The organism is Parahaemophilus parainfluenzae, from assembly GCF_001055095.1.
Taxonomy (GTDB): Bacteria; Pseudomonadota; Gammaproteobacteria; order Enterobacterales; family Pasteurellaceae; genus Haemophilus_D; species Haemophilus_D parainfluenzae_Z.
The window spans coordinates 116,918-142,834 of record NZ_JVHG01000026.1 but is presented as its reverse complement, the minus strand read 5'-3'; the positions used below and the strand labels follow the sequence as shown (position 1 = coordinate 142,834).

The following is a 25,917-nucleotide window of genomic DNA, read 5'->3' as shown; positions in this document are numbered from 1 at the left end:
ATAATAGAAAAAAAGGAAGCGCCGTTCATCATAAACCCTAAATAAAAGTGATACGCAATTATTACTGATTTTTTAGATTTTTCAACCTTGATATTATAGAATTTGTCGCAATTTACTAAAGAAACAGTTAGCAAAAGGAATATTTATGTCTAATCCATTACTTCATATTGAAGGCTTACCTCCGTTTTCTCAAATCAAACCGGAGCATATTCAACCCGCAATCCAAAAACTCATCGAAGAAAATCGTCAAGCCATTGAACAAGTTCTAAAACAACCGCACTTTACTTGGGAAAACTTTATTGAACCGCTTTCTGAAGCAGGTGAACACTTAAGTCGTGCTTGGTCACCGATCTCCCATTTAAATTCAGTTAAAAACAGCCATGAATTACGTGATGCGTATCAAGCTTGCTTACCACTACTCTCTGAATACAGTACCTGGGTTGGCCAACACGAAGGGTTATACAATGCCTATTTATCCTTAAAAAATAGCCCTGAATTTGCCACTTATTCAGTGGCGCAGAAAAAAGCCATTGAAAATGCACTACGTGATTTTGAGCTTTCAGGTATCGGTTTATCTGAAGAAAAACAAAAACGTTATGGTGAGATTGTTGCTCGCTTATCTGAATTAAGCGCACAATTTAGCAATAATGTGCTCGATGCCACCATGGGCTGGGAAAAAGTCATTGAAGATGAAAGTGAATTAGCAGGTCTTCCTGAATCTGCATTACTTGCGGCAAAACAATCTGCCGAAAGTAAAGGCTTAAAAGGCTATCGCTTTACGTTAGAAATCCCAAGTTATTTACCAATCATGACCTATTGTGAAAATGCAGCACTACGCGAAGAAATGTATCGTGCTTATGCAACTCGCGCTTCTGATCAAGGTCCAAATGCCGGTAAATGGGATAATACGACGATTATTGAAGAAATCATGACGTTACGCGTGGAATTAGCTAAATTGCTAGGTTTCAATACCTATACTGAACGCTCACTTGCGACCAAAATGGCTGAAAATCCACAACAAGTGTTAGATTTCTTAAATAACCTTGCGGATCGTTCAAAAGCACAAGGTGAGAAAGAATTAGCTGAACTTAAAGCTTATTGTGAAAAAGAATTTGGTGTCACTGAACTTGCGCCTTGGGATATCAGTTTCTATTCCGAAAAACAAAAACAACATTTATATGCGATCAATGATGAAGAACTTCGTCCTTATTTTCCTGAAGATCGCGTTATTTCGGGTTTATTTGAATTAATTAAGCGTATTTTTAATATTCGTGCAGTTGAACGTTTTGGTGTAGATACTTGGCACAAAGATGTACGTTTCTTTGATTTAATTGATGAAACCGATGAAGTACGTGGCAGTTTCTATCTTGATCTTTATGCGCGTGAAAATAAACGTGGCGGCGCATGGATGGATGATTGTATCGGCAGAAAACGCAATGCCGACGGTTCAATTCAAAAACCGGTTGCCTATTTAACGTGTAACTTCAACGCGCCTATTGGTGATAAACCTGCGCTATTCACCCATGATGAAGTCACCACTCTCTTCCATGAATTTGGTCATGGTATTCATCACATGCTCACCAAAGTTGATGTGCCAGATGTCGCGGGGATCAATGGTGTACCTTGGGATGCGGTAGAACTACCAAGTCAATTTATGGAAAACTGGTGTTGGGAAAAAGAAGCCCTTGATTTTATTTCGGGTCACTTTGAAACGCACGAACCATTACCAGAAGAAAAATTAAATCAACTTCTCAAAGCGAAAAACTACCAAGCAGCGATGTTTGTGTTACGTCAGCTTGAATTTGGCTTGTTTGATTTTACCCTTCATCATACTTTTGAAGTGGGCAAAGCTAATCAAGTACTTGATACCTTAAAAGCAGTGAAAGATAAAGTTGCCGTGATTAAAGGCGTTGAATGGGCAAGAACACCACATAGCTTTAGCCACATTTTTGCTGGCGGTTACGCAGCAGGTTATTACAGCTATTTATGGGCTGAAGTACTATCTGCAGATGCCTTCTCTCGTTTTGAAGAAGAAGGGATTTTCAATCCGGTTACGGGTAAATCTTTCTTGGATGAAATTCTCACTCGCGGCGGCTCTGAAGAACCAATGGTCTTATTCAAACGCTTCCGTGGACGCGAACCTCAATTAGACGCATTGCTTCGTCATAAAGGCATTGCAAACTAATGAACTAAAAAAGAGCGGTCAAATTTTTGACCGCTTTTTTATCTTCCAATATGCAGAAAATAAAAAAGCCCTCGGTAATCCGAAGGCTTTTATTTTTACTATCGTAATAAAAATTAGCGACGTAAACCTAAACGAGCGATAGTGCTTTGGTATAAAGCAAGATCAGTACGTTTTAAGTAGTCTAAAAGTTTACGACGACGAGAAACCATACGTAATAAACCACGACGACCATGGTGGTCTTTTTTGTGCTCAGCGAAGTGAGCTTGTAAGTGGTTGATTTGTGCAGTTAATAATGCGATTTGAACTTCAGAAGAACCAGTATCTTTCGCATCGCGACCAAATTCAGCAACGATTGCTGCTTTTTTTTCAGTACTTAGAGACATTTTTTACTCCTAAAAGGTAGTGTTATTAATACATCATTCGCCGATCTCTAACTCAGCGATGACAAGGAGCCTGAATTTTAACGATTGAGCAGGATAAAGGCAAGCTTTATTCTACTCATTCCTTAATAAATTAATCTTTCAGCGATTTGATTTTCTCAATCACATTTGTAGTTGAACAGCCATTTTCGAAATTCAATACGCGAACATCGCCGCCGTTCGCCCACACTTCTTTGCTGCCTGCAATCTCTTCAGGTTTGTAATCGCCACCTTTTACTAATAAATCCGGTAAAATCTCACCGATTAAACGTTGTGGCGTATCTTCATCAAAAGAAACCACCCAATCCACTGATGCTAAACCAGCCAATACTGCCATACGTGTATTCAGATTGTTAATTGGACGACTTTCACCTTTTAAGCGTTTGACGGAATCATCCGTATTTACGGCAACAATTAAACGGTCACCTAGTTTGCGAGCATTTTCTAAATAAGACACGTGACCTGGGTGAAGAATATCGAAACAACCGTTTGTCATCACAATTTTCTCACCGCGCGCTTTAGCATGAGCTACCGCAGTTTTTAATTGGCTTTCAGACATAATACCGAAGCCCGTTTCAGAACGTCCATGGATCGCATTCTCTAGTTCCACAGTAGAAACCGTTGATGTACCCAATTTACCGACCACAATACCTGCCGCCACATTGGCTAAGTAGCAAGATTCTTCAAAAGAACGACCATCTGCAAGTGCGGTTGCTAAAACACTGATTACCGTATCGCCCGCACCTGTTACATCGAATACTTCTTTGGCAACGGTTGGCAAATGGAAAGGCTCTTGAGTTGGACGAAGTAGTGTCATGCCTTTTTCAGAACGGGTCACTAAAAGTGCGGTCAATTCGATGTCTGAAATTAATTTTAAACCTTTCTCAATGATTTCTTCTTCAGAATCACACTTACCTACCACCGCTTCAAATTCTGACATATTTGGCGTCAGTAAAGTCGCACCACGATAACGCTCAAAATCTGTACCTTTTGGATCGATCAAGACTGGTACGTTTGCTTTGCGTGCAATTTGAATCATTTTTTGCACATCTTTTAACGTGCCTTTACCATAATCAGAAAGCACTAACGCACCAAAGTTTTTCACTTCCGATTCTAATTTCGCAAGCAACTCATGACATTCAACGTTTTGAAAATCTTCTTCAAAATCCAAACGAAGTAATTGTTGGTGACGAGACAAAATACGTAATTTCGTAATGGTTGGGTGAGTATCCAATGCCACAAAATTACAATCAATTTTTTGATGTTGTAATAAATTGGTTAAGGCTGTGCCTGTTTCATCTTGACCAATTAAACCTAAAATTTGCACAGGGACATTAAGAGAAGCAATATTCATTGCCACGTTTGCTGCACCACCTGCACGCTCTTCATTATCTTGTACACGAACCACAGGAACCGGTGCTTCTGGCGAAATACGATTAGTCGCACCAAACCAGTAACGATCAAGCATTACATCGCCTAACACTAATACTTTTGCTTGATTAAAATTGGCAGAATATTGAGCCATTTTGAAATCTCTCTGTTGGAATAATAAAAATTTGGCGCAATTTTACCACAACTCAAATTTGCGATAAACTACACGCCGAACTAACCAGAAAAGAATTATGAAAAACGAAAAACTCCCTCAATTTCAACCGCACTTTCTTGCCCCTAAATACTGGGGATTTTGGCTTGGTGTGGCGATTTGGCGAAGCCTTTTGTTACTTCCCTATCCAATTCTACGCCACATCGGCAATGGCTTAGGCTGGCTTTTCTCAAAATTAAAAGTGGGAAAACGCCGTGCCGCTATCGCACGCCGAAATCTTGAGCTCTGCTTTCCAGAAATGTCCGAGCAAGAACGTGAAGCCATTTTGCAAGAAAACTTGCGTGCCGTTGGGATGGCGATTATTGAAACCGGCATGGCATGGTTTTGGTCTGATGCGCGCATTAAAAAATGGTCAAAAATTGAGGGCTTAAATTATTTAAAAGAAAACGCCCAAGACGGCATTATCTTTGTGGGTGTTCATTTCCTCACCCTTGAATTAGGCGCACGTATTGTGGGCTTACATCATCCTGGCGTAGGCGTTTATCGTCCAAATGACAATCCTGTATTGGATTGGTTACAAATTAAAGGTCGCTTACGTTCAAATAAAGATATGCTGAACCGAAAAGATCTACGTGGCATGCTCAAAGCCTTGCGTAAAGGTGAAACCATTTGGTATGCGCCCGATCATGATTACGGCAGAAAAAATGCGGTATTCGTGCCTTTCTTCGCTGTTCAAGAAGCCGCAACCACGACAGGCAGTTATTATCTGCTTAAATCAGCACCAAATTGTAAAGTTGTCCCTTTTGCTCCATTGCGTAATAAAGACGGCTCAGGCTATACGGTCAGTATTTCGCCACCAGTGGATTTTTCCGATCTTTCAGATGATACAGCGATCGCAGAGAGAATGAATAAAGTCGTGGAAAAAGAAATCTTAAAAGGTGTGGAACAATACATGTGGCTACACCGCCGCTTTAAAACGCGTCCAACTGAAAATGAACCAAGTTTGTATTTGTAAAAAAGATGGTTCTACTAAAAAATCAGAAAAGGCGAGATACTATAAAGAATCTAGCCTTTTATTTTATATTAAGAATAGGTTATTATTTTTTTTGAAAAAACTCCTTACCTAATAACCAGAGATATCGGTCAATCTCTTTTAAATTGAATCTCTCTAATTTATAATATCTTTGAAAATCTAATAAAATCCCTTTAAATTTCCTGTAATCTTTTAAATCTTGCCTTTTAAAAGATGAAAACTTATCTACTTTATTAAAATAGAGGAGAACTCTCTCCACATAGCTATCATAAATTGGGAAAGCAATTGGATTATGGTGACTACAATATTTAGTCGCAAAAGAATAAAAATACTTCTTGTGCTCACCAATTTTTACCTCTCCTAATTCACGAACTAGTTTAATATCACCATCCTTTAAACGTTTATCTAGATCTTTAACACTTAAAATATGCTCTGCAACAGAGTGAATAGCAAAAATATTTGTGCTATAAAAATCATTTAAACATGATGCTTTCAATAAAATATCAGTTATTTCAGAATTTCCAGGTAATAACTCTAGAAAAAGTTTATTTAATGCCCTTTCTTGTGAAGTGTACTTTTCAAGTTTTTTCCACCCTTTAAGATATTTATTAACTTCTGAAACACTTGGTTCAGGGGGTAAAATTTTTTCCATATTTTCTCCAATATATTTTATCAATATCAAAAGCTATTTAAGTACATATGATAGACCCTATGTAAAAGTAAGTTTTTTACATCAGGATTTCACAATGAGACAAGGCTCCCTTTAATTGAGATATCTCACTCTCATTAAAGTTAACAAGTTCATCAGAAAAATCCATCACTCGTCTTAGATAAAGCTTTTTCAAATGGTTTAATTTAGTTAGTTTATACAACTCATCAATATTTATTCGATTATAGGAAAGATCTAAGCTTTCCAATTTATTAAATTGAATAATTGAATCAAACATAGACTCACTAACCTGGCCACTCCAATCTCTAAATGAAATAGATAAAATATGATTATTTAGGTAGACTAAAGGATCCAAATTGTCAATTTCATAAACATTATTAGGAATATTTACATTATCAAGAACAGGCTCTATAAAAGTATCATCTAACAAACATAATCCTGTTATATATTCACCTAACAAGAGCCCAAAAGTATCCCGATCATATATATCTGCCTCAGTATCAAGAGAATTTTCATCATAAAACTCACTGATACCAATTTCCTCTTCTTGATTAGGAAGATCCCATATTAAGATATACTTCATTGTGTTAGATAAATGGCACCACCAATCCCAATCGTCATCAGAAATAAACTCATTGTCAGCAATCTCATCCTCTGACATTTGAATTATCTTTCTAATTTTCTGAGCATTAATAAAGCTTACTAGCTCTTCGCTGAATTTATTGAGATCTTTCTCACTTTCGAATTCAAAACCAACTGATTTTGCTATTTCATCTAATATGAGCCTGACATTACGATGCATAACTGTCACATACCCATTTACTTTTTCAATAAAAAACTCATCATACTCAGCGGAGAAATCTGCATCCTTTGAAAAGTTGGAGTTGCCAGTTATATGGGAAATAAGGTGACGGCTCAAACTCTGAGGGTTTTCCATTTTTCCATATAAAATGCCCAATCTATCCATAATTTCACGTAACATTTTAATTGTATCACGATATATTACTTTAATACCTTCATTACTTAATTCTATACGGACATCATTATAAACTGTAAAATTTCTAATTTTTTTAGTCATCGGCTAATTCTAATTTAGAGAATAAAAAAATAGCCTATATGTAACTAATGTTTGTCCATATAGGCTAGTGTAACTACATTAACATAATCATAAATATTTGCTATTAAATCAATTTAATATAGTGTCATAAAAAATCATATGTCTATATAGTTATAAATAGTTATAACGCTTCATTATGCAATAATTTCGCAATTTGGCAGCAATTCCTTAACCACATTTAGTTCATCTGAACTGAGGTAATCCTCTGTAAATGCAATTTTTACTCTCTCTAAATAGAGTTTTTTAAGATTTTTAATATCTTTAAGTGATTCTAATGAATATAAAAATAGATCATTACCAGAAAGATCTAACTCTTCTAATTGAGGAATGCTCGCAATCATTGATGTTACATATCCTTGAACAATTATATCTTTATCTCTAAGTGACAACGATGACAATTGTTTGATATGTGATAATTTATCAAAATCATCTTCTACATCATAAACTTGAGGAATAACAAGAGAAGTAACTGTTCCTGGCTTATATGTATGATCTGAACCATACTGACCTGTTAAATATTTACCTACATAGTAACTAATAGCAGTATTTCTATCGTTAAGATCGACTGAAATAGAAATATCACCATTTTCAGTGTCCAATTCAGGGATTAAGTTATGATCAGTTTCAAGAAATTTATCTCTAAGATTCCATAACAGAACACACTTCATTACATAAGATAAACTACACCACCACTCCCAATCTTCATTAGAAATATTCCCTGTAGTATCGGTATCAGTGATAAGTTCTTCTGGGAATTTATCCTCTGCTAGTTTTGTAGTTTCTCTACGGGTATCAACGCCGTTGATGAAATTAATTAATCGATGGCCAAAATAACGAGTATTCCAGTCATCAGAATATTCAAAACCAAGATCTTCAGAAATTTCTCTTAACATGCTCCGTGTTTTTCTGTCACGGCATCTGATAGTAACGGTATAATCTTCAGCAGATTCGATAATTAAATCTTTATAAATTGCACAGCTTCTAATTTTTTTAGACATAACTACCTCTCTCTTACCAAAGTTTTAAAACAACTTGACCAAAAGCAACTAAAATTGAGTGCCCATCAAACTCATAAGTATTACTCGAATTTGAACTAAATTGAGGTTTAATTTTATTCCCTTCAATTACCCAACTATTTTGTGAATTAGCTGAAAATTGAGGTTTTAATTCACGTCCGTCATACACCCAAGTATTTTTTGATGTTGCAGAAAATTTAGGTTTTAGATAACGACCGTCATATATCCAAGTATTTTGTGAAGTTGCTCCTGATTTAGGTTTTAACTCACGCCCATCACAAGACCATTTACTTGATAATTCAATTTTTGGCATGTTTTACTCCGATTCCTTATGTTAAATGTTAATTAAAAATATTTTTATCAGTGTTTGTTTAGTTGGTATGTCAATACCAACTAAAAGAAGTATACTTCTTGGTATAAAATATATTTAAAACAATTAGTTATGCCTTTAATTATACCTAGAGCCAATTACTCGATTACGCGACTAACTCAGCAAATTCTCCCTATAAAATTTTGTAAAAAAACTGCCATTGAGGACTGATAAATCTGTCAATGATTCAATTTTTAAAAAATATCTAAAATTTTTCTTGATCTTTATATAATTAAATATATAATGAATCTCGTTTTAGATAGTAAACTTGTTTTATTACAAACACACTACTGGCTAGTGCATTCCCCCCCACTCCTTTTGCACTAGCCATTTTTTTTTAAATCCCTTACCATATCTCACCTTTTTCTTTTCTCTCAAAAATAATGAACAATCTAGAACTTGAACGTTTACTAAACGAAAAACTTAGCACAGATAGAATAAATGATTACGCCCCTAACGGTTTGCAAGTAGAAGGCAAATCAGAGATCAAAAAGATCATCACGGGTGTCACCGCAAGCCAAGCTTTGATTGATTATGCCGTTGCACAACAAGCTGATGCGGTGCTTGTCCACCACGGCTATTTTTGGAAAAGTGAAAATCCATGTATTCGCGGCATGAAAGGCAAACGCATCAAAACGTTGCTTGTGAATGATATCAATTTATACGGCTACCACTTGCCTTTGGATGTCCACCCAGAATTAGGTAACAACGCAAAACTTGCTCAGTTATTGGGGATTATCGATCTTCAACCTTTAGAAAATAGCTCAACCAGCATTCCTGTTTGGGGAACGTTAAAAGATCCCGTTAACGCTGAAGAATTTGCGCATCGTATTGAACAAGTACTTCACCGTAAACCGTTAATTTGCACCGAAAACGGACCGCACTTAATCCGTAAAGTAGGCATTTGTACTGGTGGCGGACAAGGCTATATTGATTTAGCGGCAGCACAAGGTTGTGATGCCTTTATTACCGGCGAGGTTTCGGAGCAAACAATTCACTCTGCTCGTGAGCAAGGTATTCATTTCTTTGCGGCTGGTCACCATGCAACAGAACGCTACGGCATTAAAGCATTAGGTGAATGGTTGGCAACGGAATATGGTCTGGATGTAGAATTTAAAGATATTGATAATCCAGCCTAACTGGTACAAAGTGTGATTAATTGCCGAAAGCACACAAAACAAGTATAATCTTGTCGATTTTTTTAACTCAAACATAGGAGAAAATATGGGTTTCTTAACTGGTAAACGTATTTTAGTAACAGGTCTTGCAAGCAACCGTTCTATCGCTTACGGGATCGCAAAAGCAATGAAAGAACAAGGCGCTGAACTTGCTTTCACTTATTTAAACGATAAATTACAACCACGCGTAGAAGAATTTGCAAAAGAATTTGGTTCTGACATCGTCCTTCCTTTAGACGTAGCGACCGATGAAAGCATCCAAAACTGCTTTGCAGAATTAAGCAAACGTTGGGAAAAATTTGATGGTTTCGTACACGCTATCGCATTCGCACCAGGCGACCAATTAGATGGTGATTACGTAAACGCAGCAACTCGTGAAGGCTACCGTATCGCTCACGACATCAGTGCATTCAGCTTTGTTGCAATGGCACAAGCGGCACGTCCTTACTTAAATCCAAATGCAGCGTTATTAACCCTTTCTTACTTAGGTGCAGAGCGCGCAATTCCTAACTACAACGTGATGTGTTTAGCGAAAGCGTCTCTTGAAGCGGCTACTCGCGTGATGGCTGCGGATTTAGGTAAAGAAGGTATTCGTGTGAATGCGATTTCTGCTGGTCCAATCCGTACCTTAGCGGCATCAGGCATTAAAAACTTCAAGAAAATGCTTTCTGCATTTGAGAAAACCGCAGCATTACGCCGCACTGTTACTATCGAAGATGTGGGTAACTCAGCAGCATTCTTATGCTCTGATTTAGCATCGGGTATCACTGGTGAAATTGTTCGCGTAGATGCAGGTTTCAGCATCACTGCAATGGGCGAATTAGGCGAAGAATAATTTTTCGTACAATCTATTTTTAGGCAGGCTTTTCAGTCTGCCTTTTCTCTTTTTTTAAATATAACTATGTTCCAAGATAATCCATTACTCGCACAACTTAAGCAACAAATCCACGATAGTAAAGAACACGTTGAAGGCGTGGTAAAAAGTACTGATAAAGCTTATGGGTTTTTAGAGTGCGATAAAAAAAGCTACTTTATTACCCCGCCTGCAATGAAAAAAGTCATGCACGGTGACAAAATCAAAGCCACCATTGAAAAACAAGGCGATAAAGAGCAAGCTGAACCTGAAGAATTAATTGAGCCAATGCTCACGCGCTTTATTGCCAAAGTGCGGTTCAATAAAGACAAGAAATTGCAAGTTTTGGTTGATCATCCAAGTATCAACCAACCCATTGGTGCGCAACAAGCTAAATCCGTCAAAGAAGAATTACAAGAAGGCGACTGGGTCGTTGCAAATTTGAAAACACACCCATTACGTGATGATCGCTTTTTCTATGCGACTATCAATCAATTTATCTGCCGTCCTGATGATGAATTAGCCCCTTGGTGGGTGACATTGGCACGTCATGAACAATCTCGTCATCCTGTGCAAGGTGCAGAAAGTTATGAAATGTTAGATCAACAAACACGCGAAGATCTGACCGCACTTCATTTTGTCACTATTGACTCTGAAAGCACGCAGGATATGGACGATGCTCTTTACATCGAACCTGTCGAGCAAAATGGTACACAAACCGGCTGGCGATTAGTCGTTGCCATTGCGGATCCCACAGCTTACATTGCATTAGATTCACAAATTGAAAAAGATGCGAAACAGCGTTGTTTCACCAATTATTTGCCTGGCTTTAACATTCCTATGTTGCCTCGTGAATTATCCGATGAATTATGTTCATTAATGGCAAATGAAACTCGTCCTGCTTTAGTGTGTTACATTGAAACAGATCTTGCAGGTAACATCACGGCTAAACCACATTTTGTATCCGCTTATGTGCAATCTAAAGCGAAATTAGCCTATAACAAGATTTCAGATTATTTAGAACAAGTACCGGATGCATGGCAACCGGAAACACCTGAAATTGCCCAACAAATTGATTGGTTACATCAATTTACTCAAGCGCGTATTCAATGGCGTAAAACCCATTCATTGTTATTTAAAGAGAAACCGGATTATTCCTTTATTCTCGCTGAAAATGGCAAAGTAAAAGAAATTAAGGCGGAATATCGTCGTATTGCAAATCAAATCGTGGAAGAATCCATGATTATTGCCAACATTTGTGCCGCTCAATTCTTAGCGGAGCATGCACAAACAGGTATCTTTAATACACATACGGGCTTTGATAAGAAATTCTTAGAAAATGCCCATAATTTCTTAATGGCAAATTTAGCTAATGAAGAAAATCAAGCCGAGCTTGCAGAGCGTTATTCAGTGGAAAATTTGGCAACCTTAAAAGGTTATTGCCAAATGCGTCATGATATTGAACCGATTGAAGGTGACTATTTAGAATTCCGTTTACGTCGTTATTTAACCTTTGCGGAGTTTAAATCGGAACTTGCTCCACATTTTGGGCTTGGATTAGAAGGTTATGCAACCTGGACATCACCTATCCGTAAATATTCCGATATGGTGAACCATCGTTTAATTAAAGCCGTGCTCACACAGCAAGCTTGTGAAAAACCAAAAGATGAAGTCCTTGCTCGCTTACAAGAAGCCCGTCGTCAAAATCGCTTGGTTGAGCGTGATATTGCCGATTGGCTATATTGTCGCTACCTTGCTGACAAAGTCGCTGAAAATGCTGAATTTGATGCAGAAGTACAAGATGTGATGCGTGGTGGTTTACGTGTTCAATTATTAGAAAATGGCGCATCTATGTTCGTACCAGCTTCTACATTGCATCCAAATAAAGATGAAATGCAAGTAAATACTGATGAATTGGCGATGTATATCCAAGGGGAACGTCGTTACAAAATCGGTGATTTAGTGAAAGTAAAACTCACCGAAGTACGAGAAGAAACTCGCAGTATTGTCGGTCAATTAATCATTTAATAACCACTTCCCTCTATCTAGAAATACCGCTCGTTACACAACAGGCGGTATTTTTTTATAAAACCTAAGTTATAAAAATATTTTGTACGTCTATAGTATTAAATAAAAGGATTATTGGGATATATTGAAGAACATCAAGATGAGATATTGATATGATATCCCCGCCTTGAAGGCGGGGATAAAATAGATATTTAGGTAGAATTACATTTTAGGAATTTCTACGCCAGATGAAAGCACGTCTTGAATATCTGATTTTAAAACATCTGCTTTTGGTCCATAAATTGCTTGGATACCAGAACCTTTCACAATAAAGCCCATTGCGCCTGCTTGTTTCCAGCTTGCTTCATCACCCACTAAATCTGGATTATGTACGGTAATACGTAAACGTGTCATACAAGCATCAACATCTGCAATGTTATTACGTCCACCAAGTAAGTTAATGATTTGAATAACTTGCGTGTTAGCATTTGCGACCTTTTGCTCCTCACGAGGAGCTTCATCTGAACCTTTCGCATCATAGTTACCATTACGGCCCGCTGTCGCGAGATTAAATTTCTTAATCATAAAGTTCGCAATAAAGAACATGGCAACCGCAAACAGGATGGATACCCAAATAAAGTTGATCACATCCATACCAATACCCGCTTTAATCGCCATCGGAGTACGCGTTAAGAACTCAATGTTACCGAATGAATGCACACGTAAGTCAACAATATCTGCCATAGCGAAAGCACAACCTTGTACTAAGGCATAAACAATATAAAGCGGTAATGCAACAAACATAAACATGTATTCGATTGGCTCTGTTACGCCTGTTAAGAACACGGCAAGTGCAGATGAAAGGAAAATACCTTTATAAAGTTTTTTCTTATCTTCATCCACATTGATATACATTGCGAGTGTCAAGCCCATTAAGATACCAGTTGAACCAATCATTTGTCCTACTTTGAATCGAGCTGGTGTCACTGTTGAAAGAAGGTCGTTATATTGGGTTAAATTACCTGCATCTTTTAGGTTGATTAAGTCAGTCACCCAGGCAAGCCAAAGTGGATCTTGACCAAATACTTGTTTACCTTGTTGTGCACCAGTTAAGAACTCATAAGTACCGCCTAATGAAGTGTAGTTCATTGGGATAGTCAACATGTGGTGTAAACCGAATGGAAGCAATAGACGCTCTAAGGTACCGTAAATAAATGGTGCTAAAATTGGCGCTGAGTTTTGTGAGTTAGCAATCCATTGACCGAAATGATTAATTCCTGTTTGAACTAAAGGCCAGAATAATGATAGGAAGATCGCCACTAATACAGAACGATAAATAACAACGAAAGGAACGAAACGTTTACCATTAAAGAATGTCAGTACTTCAGGTAATTTACGGAAATTGTAGTAACGGTTAAAAGTTGTTGCACCCACAAAACCGGCGATAATACCAACGAACACACCCATATTTAACGCAGGTTGCCCAAGCACATTCACAAAGTAATTCGCCACAGGAATTTCACCGGCCAATACTGTACTTACATGTGCATTTGGATCCGCTAGCATTTCAAGTTTCACACCGAAAAAGTTACCGGTAATTAAGTTAATTAAAATGAAAGCCAGGCCTGCTGCAAATGCCCCACCCGCACGCTCATTTGCCCAGCTACCACCAATCGCTAAAGCAAATAACAAATGAAGGTTACCAATAATCCCCCAACCAATTTGGGCGATAATGTTTCCGACAAGCGCTAGCCATTCTGCGTCACTAATCAAAGGCAGTGAGTTACCAATACTCACCATTAAACCCGCTGCTGGCATAACGGCAATCACAACCATTAGGCACTTACCGAATTTTTGCCAAAACTCAAAACTGAGTAGTTTTTTCATATCAATCCTCCTACAAGATGAGATCTACTTCTACGCCAAAATGGTCGGAAACAATCGGTTTATTTTTCCCATTAAAAATAACCTGACTGGATAAAACCTTTTTTGCCTGATTTAAAAAAATATAATCTAGTCGCTTTTCTTCACTATGGCCTTTCCAACCGTCAATCGCTTTCTCCACAGTGATACCGCTATCCTTCTGCTCTGCCATTTCAAATGTATCGAATAAGCCTAAGGATTTAATCTGCTGGTAAGCTTGCTGATCGCTTATTGCATCAGTATTGAAATCACCCATCAGGATTTTAAGATTCGCACTTTGACTTCGCTCTACAATATAACGAACATTATCAAGTTGGTTTTCTCCATCACAATTTGGCAAATTGATATGACAAGAATAACATTCAATTAACTGGCCTTGATATTCTACCGTCAAGCCAATGATTTTACGCGAGAGAATCGAGTCAAGACGTTGATGTTGGCTACAATAAAACGCATCAACATCATAAACAGGCAAACGCGTTAAAAATGCAATGCCTTCATCATATTTATCGTAACCAATATGCGAATTGCTCCAAACAAGTGAGTATTTCTGTGCAACGCGTTGATTGATTTTATTTAACAGAATGACACCATAGTTATCTTGCTTTAACGTTGGCGAAATAGCAGGAGCCGACATCAATTGATTAACCTCTTGTAAGGCAATGATGTCATAACCCTTTTCTACAATAGTCTCAGCAAGAATCTCTATTTTTTCCGCTTGGTTAGCTTCTAACCAAGCGTGTACATTCAGGGTAAGTAGTTTCATTGCTTCCCCTTAGCCCTCACAATGCCAAATATCTGCATTATATTGAGCGATAGTGCGGTCAGATGAGAAGAAGCCCGCTTTGGCGATATTGTGCACCACTTTCTCATTCCAACTATCTTGATCTTCATAATCGGCTAAGATTTGTTCTTTCGCGTCGACATAAGCATTAAAGTCGATTAACGTCATAAACCAGTCTTTATTTAATAACTCGTTATAAAGACGTTCTAAACGTGTTTTATTGCCTAATTTCACCACGGCAGGATTCAGAATAAAATCAACTGCTCTTTTAATATCTTTGTCGTTTTCATAATACGCTTTTGAAACATAACCCGCTGTTTCATAAAGTTTAATAATGCTTTCTGAATCTTTACCGAATGTATAGATATTTTCAGCACCGGCTAATTCTGCAATTTCAACATTAGCCCCATCCATTGTGCCTAAGGTTAACGCGCCATTAAGCATAAATTTCATATTACCTGTACCAGAAGCTTCTTTAGAGGCAAGTGAAATTTGTTCTGAAATATCGGTTGCTGGAATCAGTTTTTCCGCCACACTCACATTATAGTTTTCCACTAAATGGACGTTTAAATACTTGTTAACTTCAGGATCATTATTGATTAACTCAGATAAACAAAGAATTAAGTGAATAATATCCTGTGCAATCACATAAGCAGGTGCAGCTTTACCGCCGAAAATGACGGTAATTTTACGTTTTGGTAATTTACCTGCTTTAATTTCTAAGTATTTATGAATCACATAAAGCGCATTCATTTGTTGGCGTTTATATTCATGGAAACGCTTAATTTGCGTATCAATGATTGAATTTTCATCTAAATCAATACCTTTATTTTCTTTAAGGTACGCTTTTAACGCCAATTTGTTTTCAAACTTAATTTTCGCTAATTGTTGATGAACCTTTTTATCATCTTTAAAGGCTAACAATTTCTCTAATTTCGTTGCATCATGCAAATACTCATCACCAATCAATTCTTTAATGTAAGCCGCTAATGCTTGGTTAGAAAACTCTAACCAACGACGGAAGGTAATGCCGTTTGTCTTATTATTGAATTTTTCAGGATATAACGCATAGAACGCTTTAAGTTCTGAATTTTTCAAAATCTCTGTATGTAATGCCGCCACACCATTGACTGAATTTGAAAAGTGAATATCCATGTGCGCCATATGCACACGTTTTTGTTTATCAATGATTTGCACTGCTAGATCTTTATATTCTGCACGCACTAATTTATCTAATTTCTTAATGATCACCACTAAATGCGGCACCACTTCATCTAAATAAGCGAGTGGCCATTTTTCTAATGCTTCAGCCAAAATGGTATGGTTTGTATAGCCTACCATATTACGTACAATTTCAACGGCTTCGGCAAATTTAATCTGATGTTTTTCCGTTAATAAGCGAATTAATTCAGGAATCACCATTGAAGGGTGGGTATCATTGATCTGTACATACGCATAATCCGCTAAATCATGTAAGTTACTGCCACGCGCAATTGCTTCATCAATTAATAATTGTGCAGCATTTGATACCATGAAGTATTGTTGATAAATACGCAGTAATTCCCCATTCTTATCTGAATCATCTGGATAAAGGAATAAAGTCAGATTTTCTTCAATCGCAGTTTTATCAAACTCGATACCTTTTTTAATCAGTTTAGGATTCACTGATTGAATATCAAATAAATTGAGATAGTTTTTCGTTTCTTTCTTATAACCTAAAATATCAATGCGATCTAGTTTAGAGGTTAACGTAAATTTCTTAAATGGCACCTCATAGGTAATATCTGTTGGAATTAACCAAGAGTTATCTTCAATCCAATCATTAGGCTCCGCATGTTGTTCATTCTTTTTAAAGACTTGTTTGAACAACCCATAATGATAATTTAAACCTACCCCTTCAGCATTTAAGCCAAGTGTAGACATTGAATCAATAAAACAAGAAGCCAAACGACCTAACCCACCATTTCCTAAAGACGGTTCTGGTTCAATATCTTCAATATGACTTAATGATTTACCCGCACTTTCTAATTCTGTTTTGATATCTTGATACACACCAAGATTAATCAGGTTATTAGAAAGTAATTTACCAATTAAAAACTCTGCTGAGATATAGTAAACCTTACGTTTACCTGTGTTTTTAGGTTTATCTGCAGAAAGTGCTTTTACGTAATTTAATAATTGAATATAAGTTTCTTTATCACTTAATTGCTCAAGCGATTTATTGGTTTCGTTTTTTACAAATGTACTAAATTTAATCATTGTTTTTTCCTGATTAGCACGTTGATATAACGTGGTCATTTTTGCTAAAAAGTCTTTTTTATCTTGCGTTAAATCTGATTGCTGCATTCTCCATTGCCAGTTTCCACCAATTGTTGAAGGAACATTCATTCTTGAACTGGCTGGCAAATCTAAAACATCTTGCATTGTGGCGATCGCGGTATTGCTAACCGTTGCAAAAAGCTGACGAATCATCGCCTGACAAATCGATTCATCCTCACCACGATGCGTATAATCATTAATATATTGTTGCTGTTGTTCGGTAAGTCCGTTATACCAACCATTAGTTACTTCGTTATCATGTGTACCGGTATAAACAATGGAATGTGGGATGCAATAATGCGGGCTATCTAAACTTTTTCCGCTGACATCTTCAAAACCAAATTGCAAGATCTTCATACCTGGGTAATTACAATCTGCAAGCAATTTTCTGGCTTTATCATCAATATTACCTAAATCTTCGGCAATAATCGGTAAGTCACCCAATTGCTCTTTAACAGCTTTGAATAAATCATAGCCGGGACCTGGCTGCCAACTACCATATTTAGCAATATCGGCTTTTCCATCTACCTGCCAATAATCGGAAAAACCTTTGAAATGGTCGATGCGAAGTACATCATAAATCTTGAAACTTTCTTCAATACGATGAATCCACCACGCATAGCCTTGTTTTTTATGCTCTTCCCAAGCGTAAAGCGGATTGCCCCAAAGCTGTCCGGTTGCACTGAATTGATCCGCTGGAACTCCAGCAACAACAAGCGGATTGCGTTCTTCATCTAATTGGAAGAGTTCTGGTTTTGTCCAAACTTCTACACTATCTGCAGCCACGTAAATCGGCATATCACCGATAATCTTAATGCCTTTTTGATTCGCGTAATGTTTTAACTCGCTCCATTGTTTAAAAAAGAAATATTGCGTCACTTTAAAGTACTGAATTTGATCCGTTAACATCGTGCGATATTTTTCTAATGTTTTTGGATCGCGTGCAACGGCTTTTTTATCATCCCATTTTTGCAATGCTTGATTGCCGAAATGCTCTTTAATTGCCATAAACTCAGCAAAATCGTCCAACCATAATCGATTGTTTTTCTCGAAGTGATTGAAATCAGCTTGGAGTGATTGATTCGCTAAAAAATTTTTTACGGCTGTTTCTAAAATCGGACGGCGTGCGTAAAAGATACGTTCATAATCCACGCTAGTTGGATCATCACCAAAATTAACCGATGCATAATCCGCTTCTTTCAACAAACCCATTTGAGTTAATAAGTCAAAATCAATAAGGTGAGTATTGCCTGCAATTGCAGAGAAAGATTGATAAGGAGAATCACCATAACTGGTGGTGGTAAGTGGAAGAATTTGCCAATAAGTTTGTTTAGTTTCAACTAAAAAATCGACAAAATCATAAGCCGATTGCCCAAAGCTACCAATCCCGAATGCATTTGGTAGTGAGGTAATGTGCATAAGAACACCACTTGAACGAGTAAGCATAATATTTCCTCTAGGAAGTTATATTTTGGCACATTCTAACCTAAGCGTATTTTTATGCAACAACTTATACGTAAAAGTTTAAAACATTTTCATAAAAATATGACTAATATCACATTTTATACGTATAACATTTATGATTTTATGATATGCTATGGCGAAACCTATGGAACGAACGGTCGATAAAAGGATTAAAAATGAGCAAGTATAAACAGGTCTATAACGAGATAAAGACCCAAATTAACAATGGTAATTTAGCACCATTGCAAGAGCTCCCGAGTGAAAATGAACTCATGCAAAGCTATGGTTTTTCTAAAGATACTATTCGAAAAGCCCTTTCTTTACTTGAAATTGATGGCTACATTCAAAAGCAACAAGGCCGAAATTCGATTGTTTTAGAGCATGACTTATCTAAACCACAAATGCTTTCTGAAATTAAAACCGTCAGCGAATTAAATAGTACCTCAACGCACCAAGTAAAAACCACATTAACCAGCTTGTATATTGTGCAAGGTGAAGAAGAGCTGATGCATATTTTTAATGTCGATGATCAGATCGATTTCTACCGTATTGCTCGTCTCCGTGAAATTGATGGTGAAGCCGTTGAATACGAGGTTTCTTATTTTGATCGCCGCATCGTGCCTTTTATTAGCCGAGAAATCGCTGAACACTCTATTTATCACTATTTAGAAAACGAATTAAAATTAAAAATTAGTCACTCACAACGAAAAATTATCTTTCGCTATGCTAACGAAGAAGAAAAAAATGCGATCGATCTTGGTGAGTATGACATGGTTGTGAATGTGACAAGCACCACTTATTTGGCGGATGGTCGACCGTTTCAATATGGGAGTATTAGCTATCGACCAGATAAAATTGCATTTACATCAACAGCAAGACGACATGTCTAGTTTTTGTAAATGATAGGTTGTTATTTAAAAAATTCATAAAAAAAGTGCGGTCATTTTTAACCGCACTTTTTATTTAAGCTATTTTAACCAAAATTGTCCTTTGAAAATTTTTCCTAATGTCATCAGCACCAAACCACTCATCATCAAGTTAGCAAAGATAAATGCACCGTTTGCCAATCCGCTCAGTACGTTATGATGAACAAAAGAAACCGCCCCATTCGCTAAAGAAGCTAATCCGAATGAAAAAGCCCAGAAGCCAATATTAAGCCCTTTTTCACTAATCCAAGGGAACAAACGAATTAAAAAGAATATTTGTAAAAAACCGTACCCCCATAAGAGTTTAACGAAAAGATCGATCTCTCCCCCATTAAGCGATAAGTAAGCCGACGAGCCCACAAATGCTGGAGCGAGAATAATCCCCATTGTTGGACGAAATTGTGGTTCAATCTGCAACACGCGTAAACGTTGGAATAACACTGGTTCATAAATAATCCAAGCAATCATCCCTGCACCTAAGAACAAATAACCTAAATCTTGATAGCCTAACAAGGCTAATGATGAGGCACTTGTAAAGTTAGTCGCCACAGAGGGCAAATAAAAAGGTGGCAGTGTCGATTTTTCCTCAAATGTGCCATCTTTCCATAATGCACTAATACGCACTGAAGCAAACAACAGTTGCCCAATTGTCCCGATCCAAATTAATCCCTCGCCAATAAGAGGAAACCAACGATACAGAACATCCCCGCTTAACATCGTTGTAATCGGTATTAAGGCGAGAAAAGAAAAACGTATCGGACAACAATATTCATCTCGTACTTCTTGAGAGAAATAAATCATTTTATAAATATAAAGCAAGACGAAAAGTGCCCATACTGAAACAGAGATTAATCCAATAATATCACTCACATTTCGAGAAAAAGAGAGCGTATCACCCATATGTAACCAGGCTAAAGATAAAGCGCTTAAACCTAATGGAATCGCAAAATACCCTGTTGGTAACGGAAATGGTCGTTTATCAGTCATTATTATTCTCCTAAAAATTGATACCTTATAAGATTACCTATAAAAGCATGAATATTGATGTGGATTTATCTCAAAGACTAGAATAAAAATCTCATTTCTCTAAATGAAAGAAAGGGCTAATAAACATTAGCCCTAAATTGAATTAATATTTTTTTGATTATTTGCAGATCACTTCTAATCCGCCCATGTAAGGACGTAATACTTCCGGCACTGTAATTGAGCCGTCTGCATTTTGATAGTTCTCAAGCACCGCCACTAATGTACGACCCACTGCCAAACCAGAGCCATTCAATGTATGCACTAAGCGAGTTTTCTTATCACCTTTTGCTTTGCAACGTGCTTGCATACGACGCGCTTGGAAATCCCACATGTTAGAGCAAGAAGAAATCTCACGGTAAGTATCTTGTGCAGGCACCCACACTTCTAAGTCGTAAGTTTTGCAAGAACCAAAGCCCATATCACCAGTACAAAGTAATACTTTACGATATGGCAGATTTAAAAGCTGTAATACTTTTTCTGCATGGCCTGTTAATTCTTCAAGCGCTTCCATAGATTTATCAGGATCAACGATTTGTACCATTTCCACTTTATCGAATTGGTGCATACGAATTAAACCACGGGTATCACGACCATAAGATCCTGCTTCAGAACGGAAACATGGTGTATGTGCGGTCATTTTGATTGGCAAATCTGCTTCATCAACAATCACATCACGTACAAGGTTAGTCACTGGCACTTCCGCTGTTGGAATTAATGCGTAAGGTTGTTCGCCTTCTAACGCTAAAGTATGGAATAAATCTTCGCCAAATTTTGGTAATTGGCCTGTACCATAAAGGGTCGCATGGTTAACTAAATAAGGTACATAAGCTTCTAAATAGCCATGTTGTTCAGTATGAAGATCTAACATAAATTGCGCTAATGCACGGTGCATTTTAGCAATTTGACCTTTCATTACCGCAAAACGCGCACCCGCTAATTTAGCCCCTGCTGCAAAATCTAAGCCATTGGTATCTTCACCTAATGACACGTGATCTTTGATCTCAAAATCAAATGTACGCGGCGTACCCCAACGTAAAATTTCTTTATTTTCAGTGTCATCTTTACCTAATGGCACTTCATCTGCTGGAAGGTTTGGAATGCTTAACGCGATTTGATTGATTTCTGCTAACACAGCATCAAGTTGAGTTTTCGCTTCGTTTAGCTGTTCGCCCATGTTATCCACTTCAGCCAATAATGGTGCAATGTCTTCACCACGTGCTTTTGCCGCACCAATGGCTTTGGAACGCGCGTTACGCTCTGCTTGTAATGTTTCAGTTTTTACTTGTAAATCTTTGCGTTGTTCTTCTAATGCGGTAAGTTTTTCCGTATCAAGAATAAAGTTACGTTTTACTTTTAATTTTTCTGCTACTTCAGCCAGATTATTACGGAGTAAATTTGGATCGATCATTGGAATTCCCTATTTTTCATTATGAAACAGATACCTTTATTCTAGCGTGCTTTGAGCAAATAAACCAGTTAAAAGCCTGATTTTTCTTTTATTAACCTCTTCAAAAACATCCAATTTTATGGCCGCACTTTGCCATGATTTAATTTTGTGATCTCTGTCAAATTCTGAGAATGAGGCACTAGAAACAGCAAAAAAAAGTTCTATAATAAAAATGAACGTTAACCAAGAGGAGTAACCTATGTTTCCTGAATTTCGCGATTTAATTACTAATCTCAAAAACAAAGATGCTTATTTTGATCGCTTGTTTGAAAAACACAATGTGTTAGACCAAGAGATCAAAAATAAGATTGATAACATAGAACTCGCTACTCATACGGAAATTGAGAACTTGAAAAAAGAAAAATTACGGATTAAAGACGAGCTCTATCAATACTTGAAAAAGAAAGCAGCTGAGTAATTGGTTTAATGTGAAGACAAAGTGCGGTGAAATTTACCGCACTTTTTTGTTTTAAGTGGTTTTATTCTTTTGAGAGCCCAGATAAATCGCTACTAATGTCAGCACTGCTCCCGTCCATTGCCAATGATTGATGGGCTTATCCAAGCCAAAATAATCAATCACAAGCGCCACCACCGGTTCGGAAAGAAGCAACAAACCGGTTAAACCTAACGACAAATAAGGAATGGTATAAGCAATCATGCCCCAAGCGACACATTGCATCACTGCACCATAAATGAACACCAATCCCCAATCGGTGAAAGTGGTAGGATAGAGGTTATCGGAATTAAAAATCAACGAAGGAACAATTAAGACAAGCGCACCACTTAAACTCAAAATAAACATTAACGAAAATAAAGCAGTAGGTTCTTCTTCGTGCACTTTTTTAATCATAATCATTGAAGCGGCAAGCATGCCTGCCGAAATGAGCCCAATGATAATGCCGTACATACCGTCAAAATTATGCTGTAGCTCTTCCCCTGAGATTAAGACAACACCCGCAACCGCTAGAAAAAGGCTTAACATTTGTAATTTCGTTTGGCGTTCACCAAAGAAGAGATAGCCAATTGCGGCCAAAAAGAAAATCTGCAAACTATTCAGCAACGTTGAAATACCCGGCCCTACCGCATATACACTTTCATGCCAAAAAGATAAATCAAAAGCTAAAAAGATGCCGGCTAATGCGGCATACATCATCGCTTTACGGCTTTTCGGGAAACGCTGTCTTTTTAATTTCATTAAGAACCAGAAAATAAAAGAGGCAATAAGTAAACGCCAAAATGCAATGGCATAACCACCCACTGGAACAAACTTAACAATCAGGCTTCCTAAACCGAATAACACACAGCCCAAGACTAACATCGGGGCAGCGTAAGATTTTATTTTATCCATTAAATAAACATTGCCCAGACAGCCAAACTCGCCGCCATAAAGAATAAAATGAGTAAGCTGTTATAACTGAGTTTCCATTTATTAACACTGTGCAAAAGCAATACCCCTGCTATTACTAAATGAAGAACAAAATAAATACCGTATGCGAAAACACCATCAAAATTGACCGCACTTACACCTTGATAAATAATAAAGATCAGTACTGCCAACGCATTCAGTGCAAGTAGTAAAATCATCAATAATGGCAGTAACGCAATGAAACCTTGCAGACGATTACGAGAAACAGACAAACATAAATTCGCTAATAATACGCCCATCACCGATTGTGCCAATGGATTATATTGCACGAAATTTGGTGTTGGATTGCCGAAGAAAATCATCAAATAAGCAATTACACCCAATCCACTCACCAACGATGCCATTAAGAGAAAACCACGCCGAGCCGATTCATCTTTAGGTTGTTTCCATACTGCATATACGGCAGATAACCCGCATAAGCTGACAATATCAGTCATCACGTAATGATGTGGTGAGGCTAAGCTCATTCCAAGCCAAACTAACCAATAAAGTGCAAAACAGACATTTGCTTTGATTAAACGTCCGCGCTGCCCTGGGCAAATTTCGCCTTTAATAAACGCAACCAAACAAAGTAACTGAGCAATCAGCACACCAAAGGCTAAATGAGGAATCAATTTTTCAGCAGATTGCAAAGACTCTGCAAAAAATTCAATAATTAATAGCAACCCAATTGGCAAGAGAGCAAGAAATGCGGCTAAGGGTTTGGATTGTTCTTCTGACATAAGATTCTCGATTAGAAAAAGAAGGCGTCATTATGCCAAAATTTACAGCTTTTTTTAATGGCTTTCGTGCATTTTGACTCATTCCCTTTTAAAATAAGCAAAATGATAACCGCACTTTAGGAACCACAAAAAATGCTATTAAGCGTACTTTATATTATTGGAATAACTGCCGAAGGAATTACCGGCGCATTAGCCGCTGGACGAGAAAAAATGGATATTTTTGGGGTAATTATTATTGCCTGCGTGACGGCGATTGGCGGCGGTTCGGTACGCGATGTTTTACTTGGGCACTACCCGCTTGGCTGGGTTAAACATCCTGAATATTTCATTATGGTGGCTGGTGCAGCTGTATTAACGGTTTTTATCGCGCCCTTCATCAAACATTTCATGCGCTACTTCCGCACGATTTTCTTGGTGTTAGATGCTTTAGGATTAATCGTGTATTCCATTATCGGTGCGCAGATTGCCATTGATATGGGTTATGGCTTTACCGTGACATCCATTGCGGCAACGGTGACAGGGGCATTTGGTGGTGTATTACGTGATTTACTCTGTAACCGCATTCCCCTTGTATTCCAAAAAGAACTTTACGCCAGCGTGTCATTCTTCTCTGCCGCTATGTATATGGCATTACAACACCTTCAAGTAGAACACACGCTTTCAATTTTACTCACGTTATTCAGTGGTTTTGCATTGCGCTTACTTGCAGTTCGATTTGGTTGGGGATTACCCGTTTTCGATTTCCAAGAGCAAGAAGAGGAAACAAATGATAAATTACCGAAGAAAACGAAATAGAAATAATGGATAAGATGTAAATTTAGATTTCTTTAATTAAAGAAATAGTATGATGGGCCATAAGATAAAAGCATTTAAAAATTTCTTAAAAACCAAACACATTTTATGTTCTAACACTTTGATTGTACACGGCTAAAATCCCAAACGACTCACAAACTACTAAGAATTCAAGGCTACAATATCTAATGGAGGTGTTTGGGGCACTATTTGAGCCAAATAACCATCCCCAAGCAAAAACACTTTTGTTGATAATGCAGATATATCATCTATTTTTTCTAAAGCTAAGAATAAATTAGTTTTAAAGATAGGTACTCCATTTATATCGGCTAAAACATAAACTTCTGAAGATTTTACTTTTTCTTCAACCAATTTAATCAATTTATCAAATTTTAAAGTAACAATACCTTCCTTTAATTTATTTATATTTCCATACTCAAATGGATATTTATAAAAAATATTTAGAACCTCTTTCTCTTTTTCTTCTGATAAGAGGCTAAAATCGTCTGAAAGAGCTTCTACACACTCTTCAAATAATGTCATACAAACCTTTATTTTATTGTTTAAGAAATATTAAGACTTAAGTAGGGTTTATAAATTCTCAAATCGCACCCTACTCACGGGATATAAACTGACTAGATGATAAATCATTACTCATAATTCACAAAATCCTTAATTTTAATCATTTCACCTTACG

General features: G+C 37.2%; 21 protein-coding genes and 1 pseudogene. 8 read left to right on the top strand and 14 right to left on the bottom strand.

Features of this window, described 5'->3' with window-relative positions; translation table 11 throughout:
- Positions 1–145: 145 nt before the first annotated feature.
- On the top strand, positions 146–2,185 hold the full coding sequence (prlC, locus tag ADA56_RS09490) for an oligopeptidase A (RefSeq protein WP_049370302.1): 2,040 nt from the start codon (positions 146–148) through the stop codon (positions 2,183–2,185).
- Positions 2,186–2,298: 113 nt separating this feature from the next.
- Here prlC and rpsO read toward each other — a convergent pair whose 3' ends face one another.
- Positions 2,299–2,568 (bottom strand): 30S ribosomal protein S15, encoded by a 270-nt coding sequence (rpsO, locus tag ADA56_RS09485; RefSeq protein WP_005628925.1) that lies wholly within the window; start codon positions 2,566–2,568, stop codon positions 2,299–2,301.
- Positions 2,569–2,698: 130 nt separating this feature from the next.
- Positions 2,699–4,129, bottom strand: coding sequence for a bifunctional D-glycero-beta-D-manno-heptose-7-phosphate kinase/D-glycero-beta-D-manno-heptose 1-phosphate adenylyltransferase HldE (gene hldE, locus ADA56_RS09480; RefSeq protein ID WP_049370301.1), 1,431 nt, complete (start codon positions 4,127–4,129; stop codon positions 2,699–2,701).
- Positions 4,130–4,226: 97 nt separating this feature from the next.
- On the opposite strand from hldE, the gene ADA56_RS09475 reads away from it, so the two are divergent.
- Complete coding sequence (locus ADA56_RS09475) at positions 4,227–5,162, top strand: Kdo(2)-lipid IV(A) acyltransferase (RefSeq protein WP_049370300.1); 936 nt, start codon at positions 4,227–4,229, stop codon at positions 5,160–5,162.
- Between the two features lie 82 nt (positions 5,163–5,244).
- Here ADA56_RS09475 and ADA56_RS09470 read toward each other — a convergent pair whose 3' ends face one another.
- The 4 genes and pseudogenes from ADA56_RS09470 to ADA56_RS09455 all read right to left on the bottom strand — a co-directional run bounded on the left by ADA56_RS09470 (position 5,245) and on the right by ADA56_RS09455 (position 8,296).
- Positions 5,245–5,832, bottom strand: coding sequence for a hypothetical protein (locus ADA56_RS09470; protein WP_049370299.1), 588 nt, complete (start codon positions 5,830–5,832; stop codon positions 5,245–5,247).
- Positions 5,833–6,151: 319 nt separating this feature from the next.
- Positions 6,152–6,433: pseudogene (locus tag ADA56_RS09985) on the bottom strand (hypothetical protein); the annotation flags it as partial.
- Positions 6,434–7,101: 668 nt separating this feature from the next.
- Positions 7,102–7,965: a hypothetical protein gene (locus ADA56_RS09585; protein ID WP_053086270.1), complete on the bottom strand. Its 864-nt coding sequence runs from the start codon at positions 7,963–7,965 to the stop codon at positions 7,102–7,104.
- Between the two features lie 13 nt (positions 7,966–7,978).
- A complete protein-coding gene (locus ADA56_RS09455; protein ID WP_049370297.1) occupies positions 7,979–8,296 on the bottom strand; it encodes a hypothetical protein in 318 nt (105 codons plus the stop codon).
- Between the two features lie 440 nt (positions 8,297–8,736).
- Here ADA56_RS09455 and ADA56_RS09450 point away from each other — a divergent pair, with 440 nt between their 5' ends.
- The 3 genes from ADA56_RS09450 to rnb all read left to right on the top strand — a co-directional run bounded on the left by ADA56_RS09450 (position 8,737) and on the right by rnb (position 12,412).
- Complete coding sequence (locus ADA56_RS09450) at positions 8,737–9,492, top strand: Nif3-like dinuclear metal center hexameric protein (RefSeq protein WP_049370296.1); 756 nt, start codon at positions 8,737–8,739, stop codon at positions 9,490–9,492.
- Positions 9,493–9,577: 85 nt separating this feature from the next.
- A complete protein-coding gene (locus ADA56_RS09445) occupies positions 9,578–10,366 on the top strand; it encodes an SDR family oxidoreductase (RefSeq protein WP_049370295.1) in 789 nt (262 codons plus the stop codon).
- A gap of 66 nt (positions 10,367–10,432) precedes the next feature.
- Positions 10,433–12,412, top strand: a complete 1,980-nt coding sequence (gene rnb, locus ADA56_RS09440) for an exoribonuclease II (protein WP_049370294.1) — start codon at positions 10,433–10,435, stop codon at positions 12,410–12,412.
- 201 nt (positions 12,413–12,613) lie between these two features.
- Here rnb and ADA56_RS09435 read toward each other — a convergent pair whose 3' ends face one another.
- From ADA56_RS09435 to malQ, 3 genes are read right to left on the bottom strand one after another with little or no spacing between them, the layout of a single operon-like run.
- Positions 12,614–14,278 (bottom strand): PTS transporter subunit IIBC, encoded by a 1,665-nt coding sequence (locus ADA56_RS09435; protein ID WP_049370293.1) that lies wholly within the window; start codon positions 14,276–14,278, stop codon positions 12,614–12,616.
- A gap of 10 nt (positions 14,279–14,288) precedes the next feature.
- Positions 14,289–15,080 carry an endonuclease/exonuclease/phosphatase family protein gene (locus ADA56_RS09430; RefSeq protein WP_049370292.1) on the bottom strand — a complete coding sequence of 264 codons (792 nt, stop codon included), beginning with the start codon at positions 15,078–15,080 and terminating at the stop codon, positions 14,289–14,291.
- A gap of 9 nt (positions 15,081–15,089) precedes the next feature.
- Positions 15,090–18,863: a 4-alpha-glucanotransferase gene (gene malQ, locus ADA56_RS09770; protein ID WP_080972367.1), complete on the bottom strand. Its 3,774-nt coding sequence runs from the start codon at positions 18,861–18,863 to the stop codon at positions 15,090–15,092.
- A 194-nt stretch (positions 18,864–19,057) separates the two neighbouring features.
- Between malQ and ADA56_RS09420 the strand changes: the two genes are divergently transcribed.
- Positions 19,058–19,771: a UTRA domain-containing protein gene (locus tag ADA56_RS09420; RefSeq protein WP_049370291.1), complete on the top strand. Its 714-nt coding sequence runs from the start codon at positions 19,058–19,060 to the stop codon at positions 19,769–19,771.
- A gap of 78 nt (positions 19,772–19,849) precedes the next feature.
- Here ADA56_RS09420 and tehA read toward each other — a convergent pair whose 3' ends face one another.
- The gene (tehA, locus tag ADA56_RS09415; protein ID WP_049370290.1) at positions 19,850–20,794 is read right to left on the bottom strand and encodes a dicarboxylate transporter/tellurite-resistance protein TehA; all 945 of its coding nucleotides are present in this window, start codon (positions 20,792–20,794) and stop codon (positions 19,850–19,852) included.
- 157 nt (positions 20,795–20,951) lie between these two features.
- Positions 20,952–22,241 (bottom strand): serine--tRNA ligase, encoded by a 1,290-nt coding sequence (serS, locus tag ADA56_RS09410; protein ID WP_049370289.1) that lies wholly within the window; start codon positions 22,239–22,241, stop codon positions 20,952–20,954.
- Between the two features lie 238 nt (positions 22,242–22,479).
- Between serS and ADA56_RS09405 the strand changes: the two genes are divergently transcribed.
- Complete coding sequence (locus tag ADA56_RS09405) at positions 22,480–22,698, top strand: YdcH family protein (protein ID WP_005695756.1); 219 nt, start codon at positions 22,480–22,482, stop codon at positions 22,696–22,698.
- Positions 22,699–22,749: 51 nt separating this feature from the next.
- Here ADA56_RS09405 and ADA56_RS09400 read toward each other — a convergent pair whose 3' ends face one another.
- On the bottom strand, positions 22,750–23,628 hold the full coding sequence (locus tag ADA56_RS09400) for a DMT family transporter (RefSeq protein ID WP_049370288.1): 879 nt from the start codon (positions 23,626–23,628) through the stop codon (positions 22,750–22,752).
- Positions 23,628–24,428: a hypothetical protein gene (locus ADA56_RS09395; protein WP_049370287.1), complete on the bottom strand. Its 801-nt coding sequence runs from the start codon at positions 24,426–24,428 to the stop codon at positions 23,628–23,630. The genes ADA56_RS09400 and ADA56_RS09395 overlap by 1 nt, the downstream gene beginning before the upstream one ends.
- A gap of 132 nt (positions 24,429–24,560) precedes the next feature.
- On the opposite strand from ADA56_RS09395, the gene ADA56_RS09390 reads away from it, so the two are divergent.
- A complete protein-coding gene (locus ADA56_RS09390; protein ID WP_049370286.1) occupies positions 24,561–25,223 on the top strand; it encodes a trimeric intracellular cation channel family protein in 663 nt (220 codons plus the stop codon).
- Positions 25,224–25,382: 159 nt separating this feature from the next.
- Here the strand turns inward: ADA56_RS09390 and ADA56_RS09385 are convergent, their stop codons facing one another.
- Positions 25,383–25,763, bottom strand: coding sequence for a hypothetical protein (locus tag ADA56_RS09385; protein WP_049370285.1), 381 nt, complete (start codon positions 25,761–25,763; stop codon positions 25,383–25,385).
- Positions 25,764–25,917: the final 154 nt, after the last annotated feature.

Excerpts from the sequence above, each read along its gene's own strand:
- prlC (WP_049370302.1), top strand. The coding sequence starts at position 146 with ATGTCTAATCCATTACTTCATATTGAAGGCTTACCTCCGTTTTCTCAA.
- rpsO (WP_005628925.1), bottom strand. The coding sequence starts at position 2,568 with ATGTCTCTAAGTACTGAAAAAAAAGCAGCAATCGTTGCTGAATTTGGT.
- hldE (WP_049370301.1), bottom strand. The coding sequence starts at position 4,129 with ATGGCTCAATATTCTGCCAATTTTAATCAAGCAAAAGTATTAGTGTTA.
- ADA56_RS09475 (WP_049370300.1), top strand. The coding sequence starts at position 4,227 with ATGAAAAACGAAAAACTCCCTCAATTTCAACCGCACTTTCTTGCCCCT.
- ADA56_RS09470 (WP_049370299.1), bottom strand. The coding sequence starts at position 5,832 with ATGGAAAAAATTTTACCCCCTGAACCAAGTGTTTCAGAAGTTAATAAA.
- ADA56_RS09585 (WP_053086270.1), bottom strand. The coding sequence starts at position 7,965 with ATGTCTAAAAAAATTAGAAGCTGTGCAATTTATAAAGATTTAATTATC.
- ADA56_RS09455 (WP_049370297.1), bottom strand. The coding sequence starts at position 8,296 with ATGCCAAAAATTGAATTATCAAGTAAATGGTCTTGTGATGGGCGTGAG.
- ADA56_RS09450 (WP_049370296.1), top strand. The coding sequence starts at position 8,737 with ATGAACAATCTAGAACTTGAACGTTTACTAAACGAAAAACTTAGCACA.
- ADA56_RS09445 (WP_049370295.1), top strand. The coding sequence starts at position 9,578 with ATGGGTTTCTTAACTGGTAAACGTATTTTAGTAACAGGTCTTGCAAGC.
- rnb (WP_049370294.1), top strand. The coding sequence starts at position 10,433 with ATGTTCCAAGATAATCCATTACTCGCACAACTTAAGCAACAAATCCAC.
- ADA56_RS09435 (WP_049370293.1), bottom strand. The coding sequence starts at position 14,278 with ATGAAAAAACTACTCAGTTTTGAGTTTTGGCAAAAATTCGGTAAGTGC.
- ADA56_RS09430 (WP_049370292.1), bottom strand. The coding sequence starts at position 15,080 with ATGAAACTACTTACCCTGAATGTACACGCTTGGTTAGAAGCTAACCAA.
- malQ (WP_080972367.1), bottom strand. The coding sequence starts at position 18,863 with ATGCTTACTCGTTCAAGTGGTGTTCTTATGCACATTACCTCACTACCA.
- ADA56_RS09420 (WP_049370291.1), top strand. The coding sequence starts at position 19,058 with ATGAGCAAGTATAAACAGGTCTATAACGAGATAAAGACCCAAATTAAC.
- tehA (WP_049370290.1), bottom strand. The coding sequence starts at position 20,794 with ATGACTGATAAACGACCATTTCCGTTACCAACAGGGTATTTTGCGATT.
- serS (WP_049370289.1), bottom strand. The coding sequence starts at position 22,241 with ATGATCGATCCAAATTTACTCCGTAATAATCTGGCTGAAGTAGCAGAA.
- ADA56_RS09405 (WP_005695756.1), top strand. The coding sequence starts at position 22,480 with ATGTTTCCTGAATTTCGCGATTTAATTACTAATCTCAAAAACAAAGAT.
- ADA56_RS09400 (WP_049370288.1), bottom strand. The coding sequence starts at position 23,628 with ATGGATAAAATAAAATCTTACGCTGCCCCGATGTTAGTCTTGGGCTGT.
- ADA56_RS09395 (WP_049370287.1), bottom strand. The coding sequence starts at position 24,428 with ATGTCAGAAGAACAATCCAAACCCTTAGCCGCATTTCTTGCTCTCTTG.
- ADA56_RS09390 (WP_049370286.1), top strand. The coding sequence starts at position 24,561 with ATGCTATTAAGCGTACTTTATATTATTGGAATAACTGCCGAAGGAATT.
- ADA56_RS09385 (WP_049370285.1), bottom strand. The coding sequence starts at position 25,763 with ATGACATTATTTGAAGAGTGTGTAGAAGCTCTTTCAGACGATTTTAGC.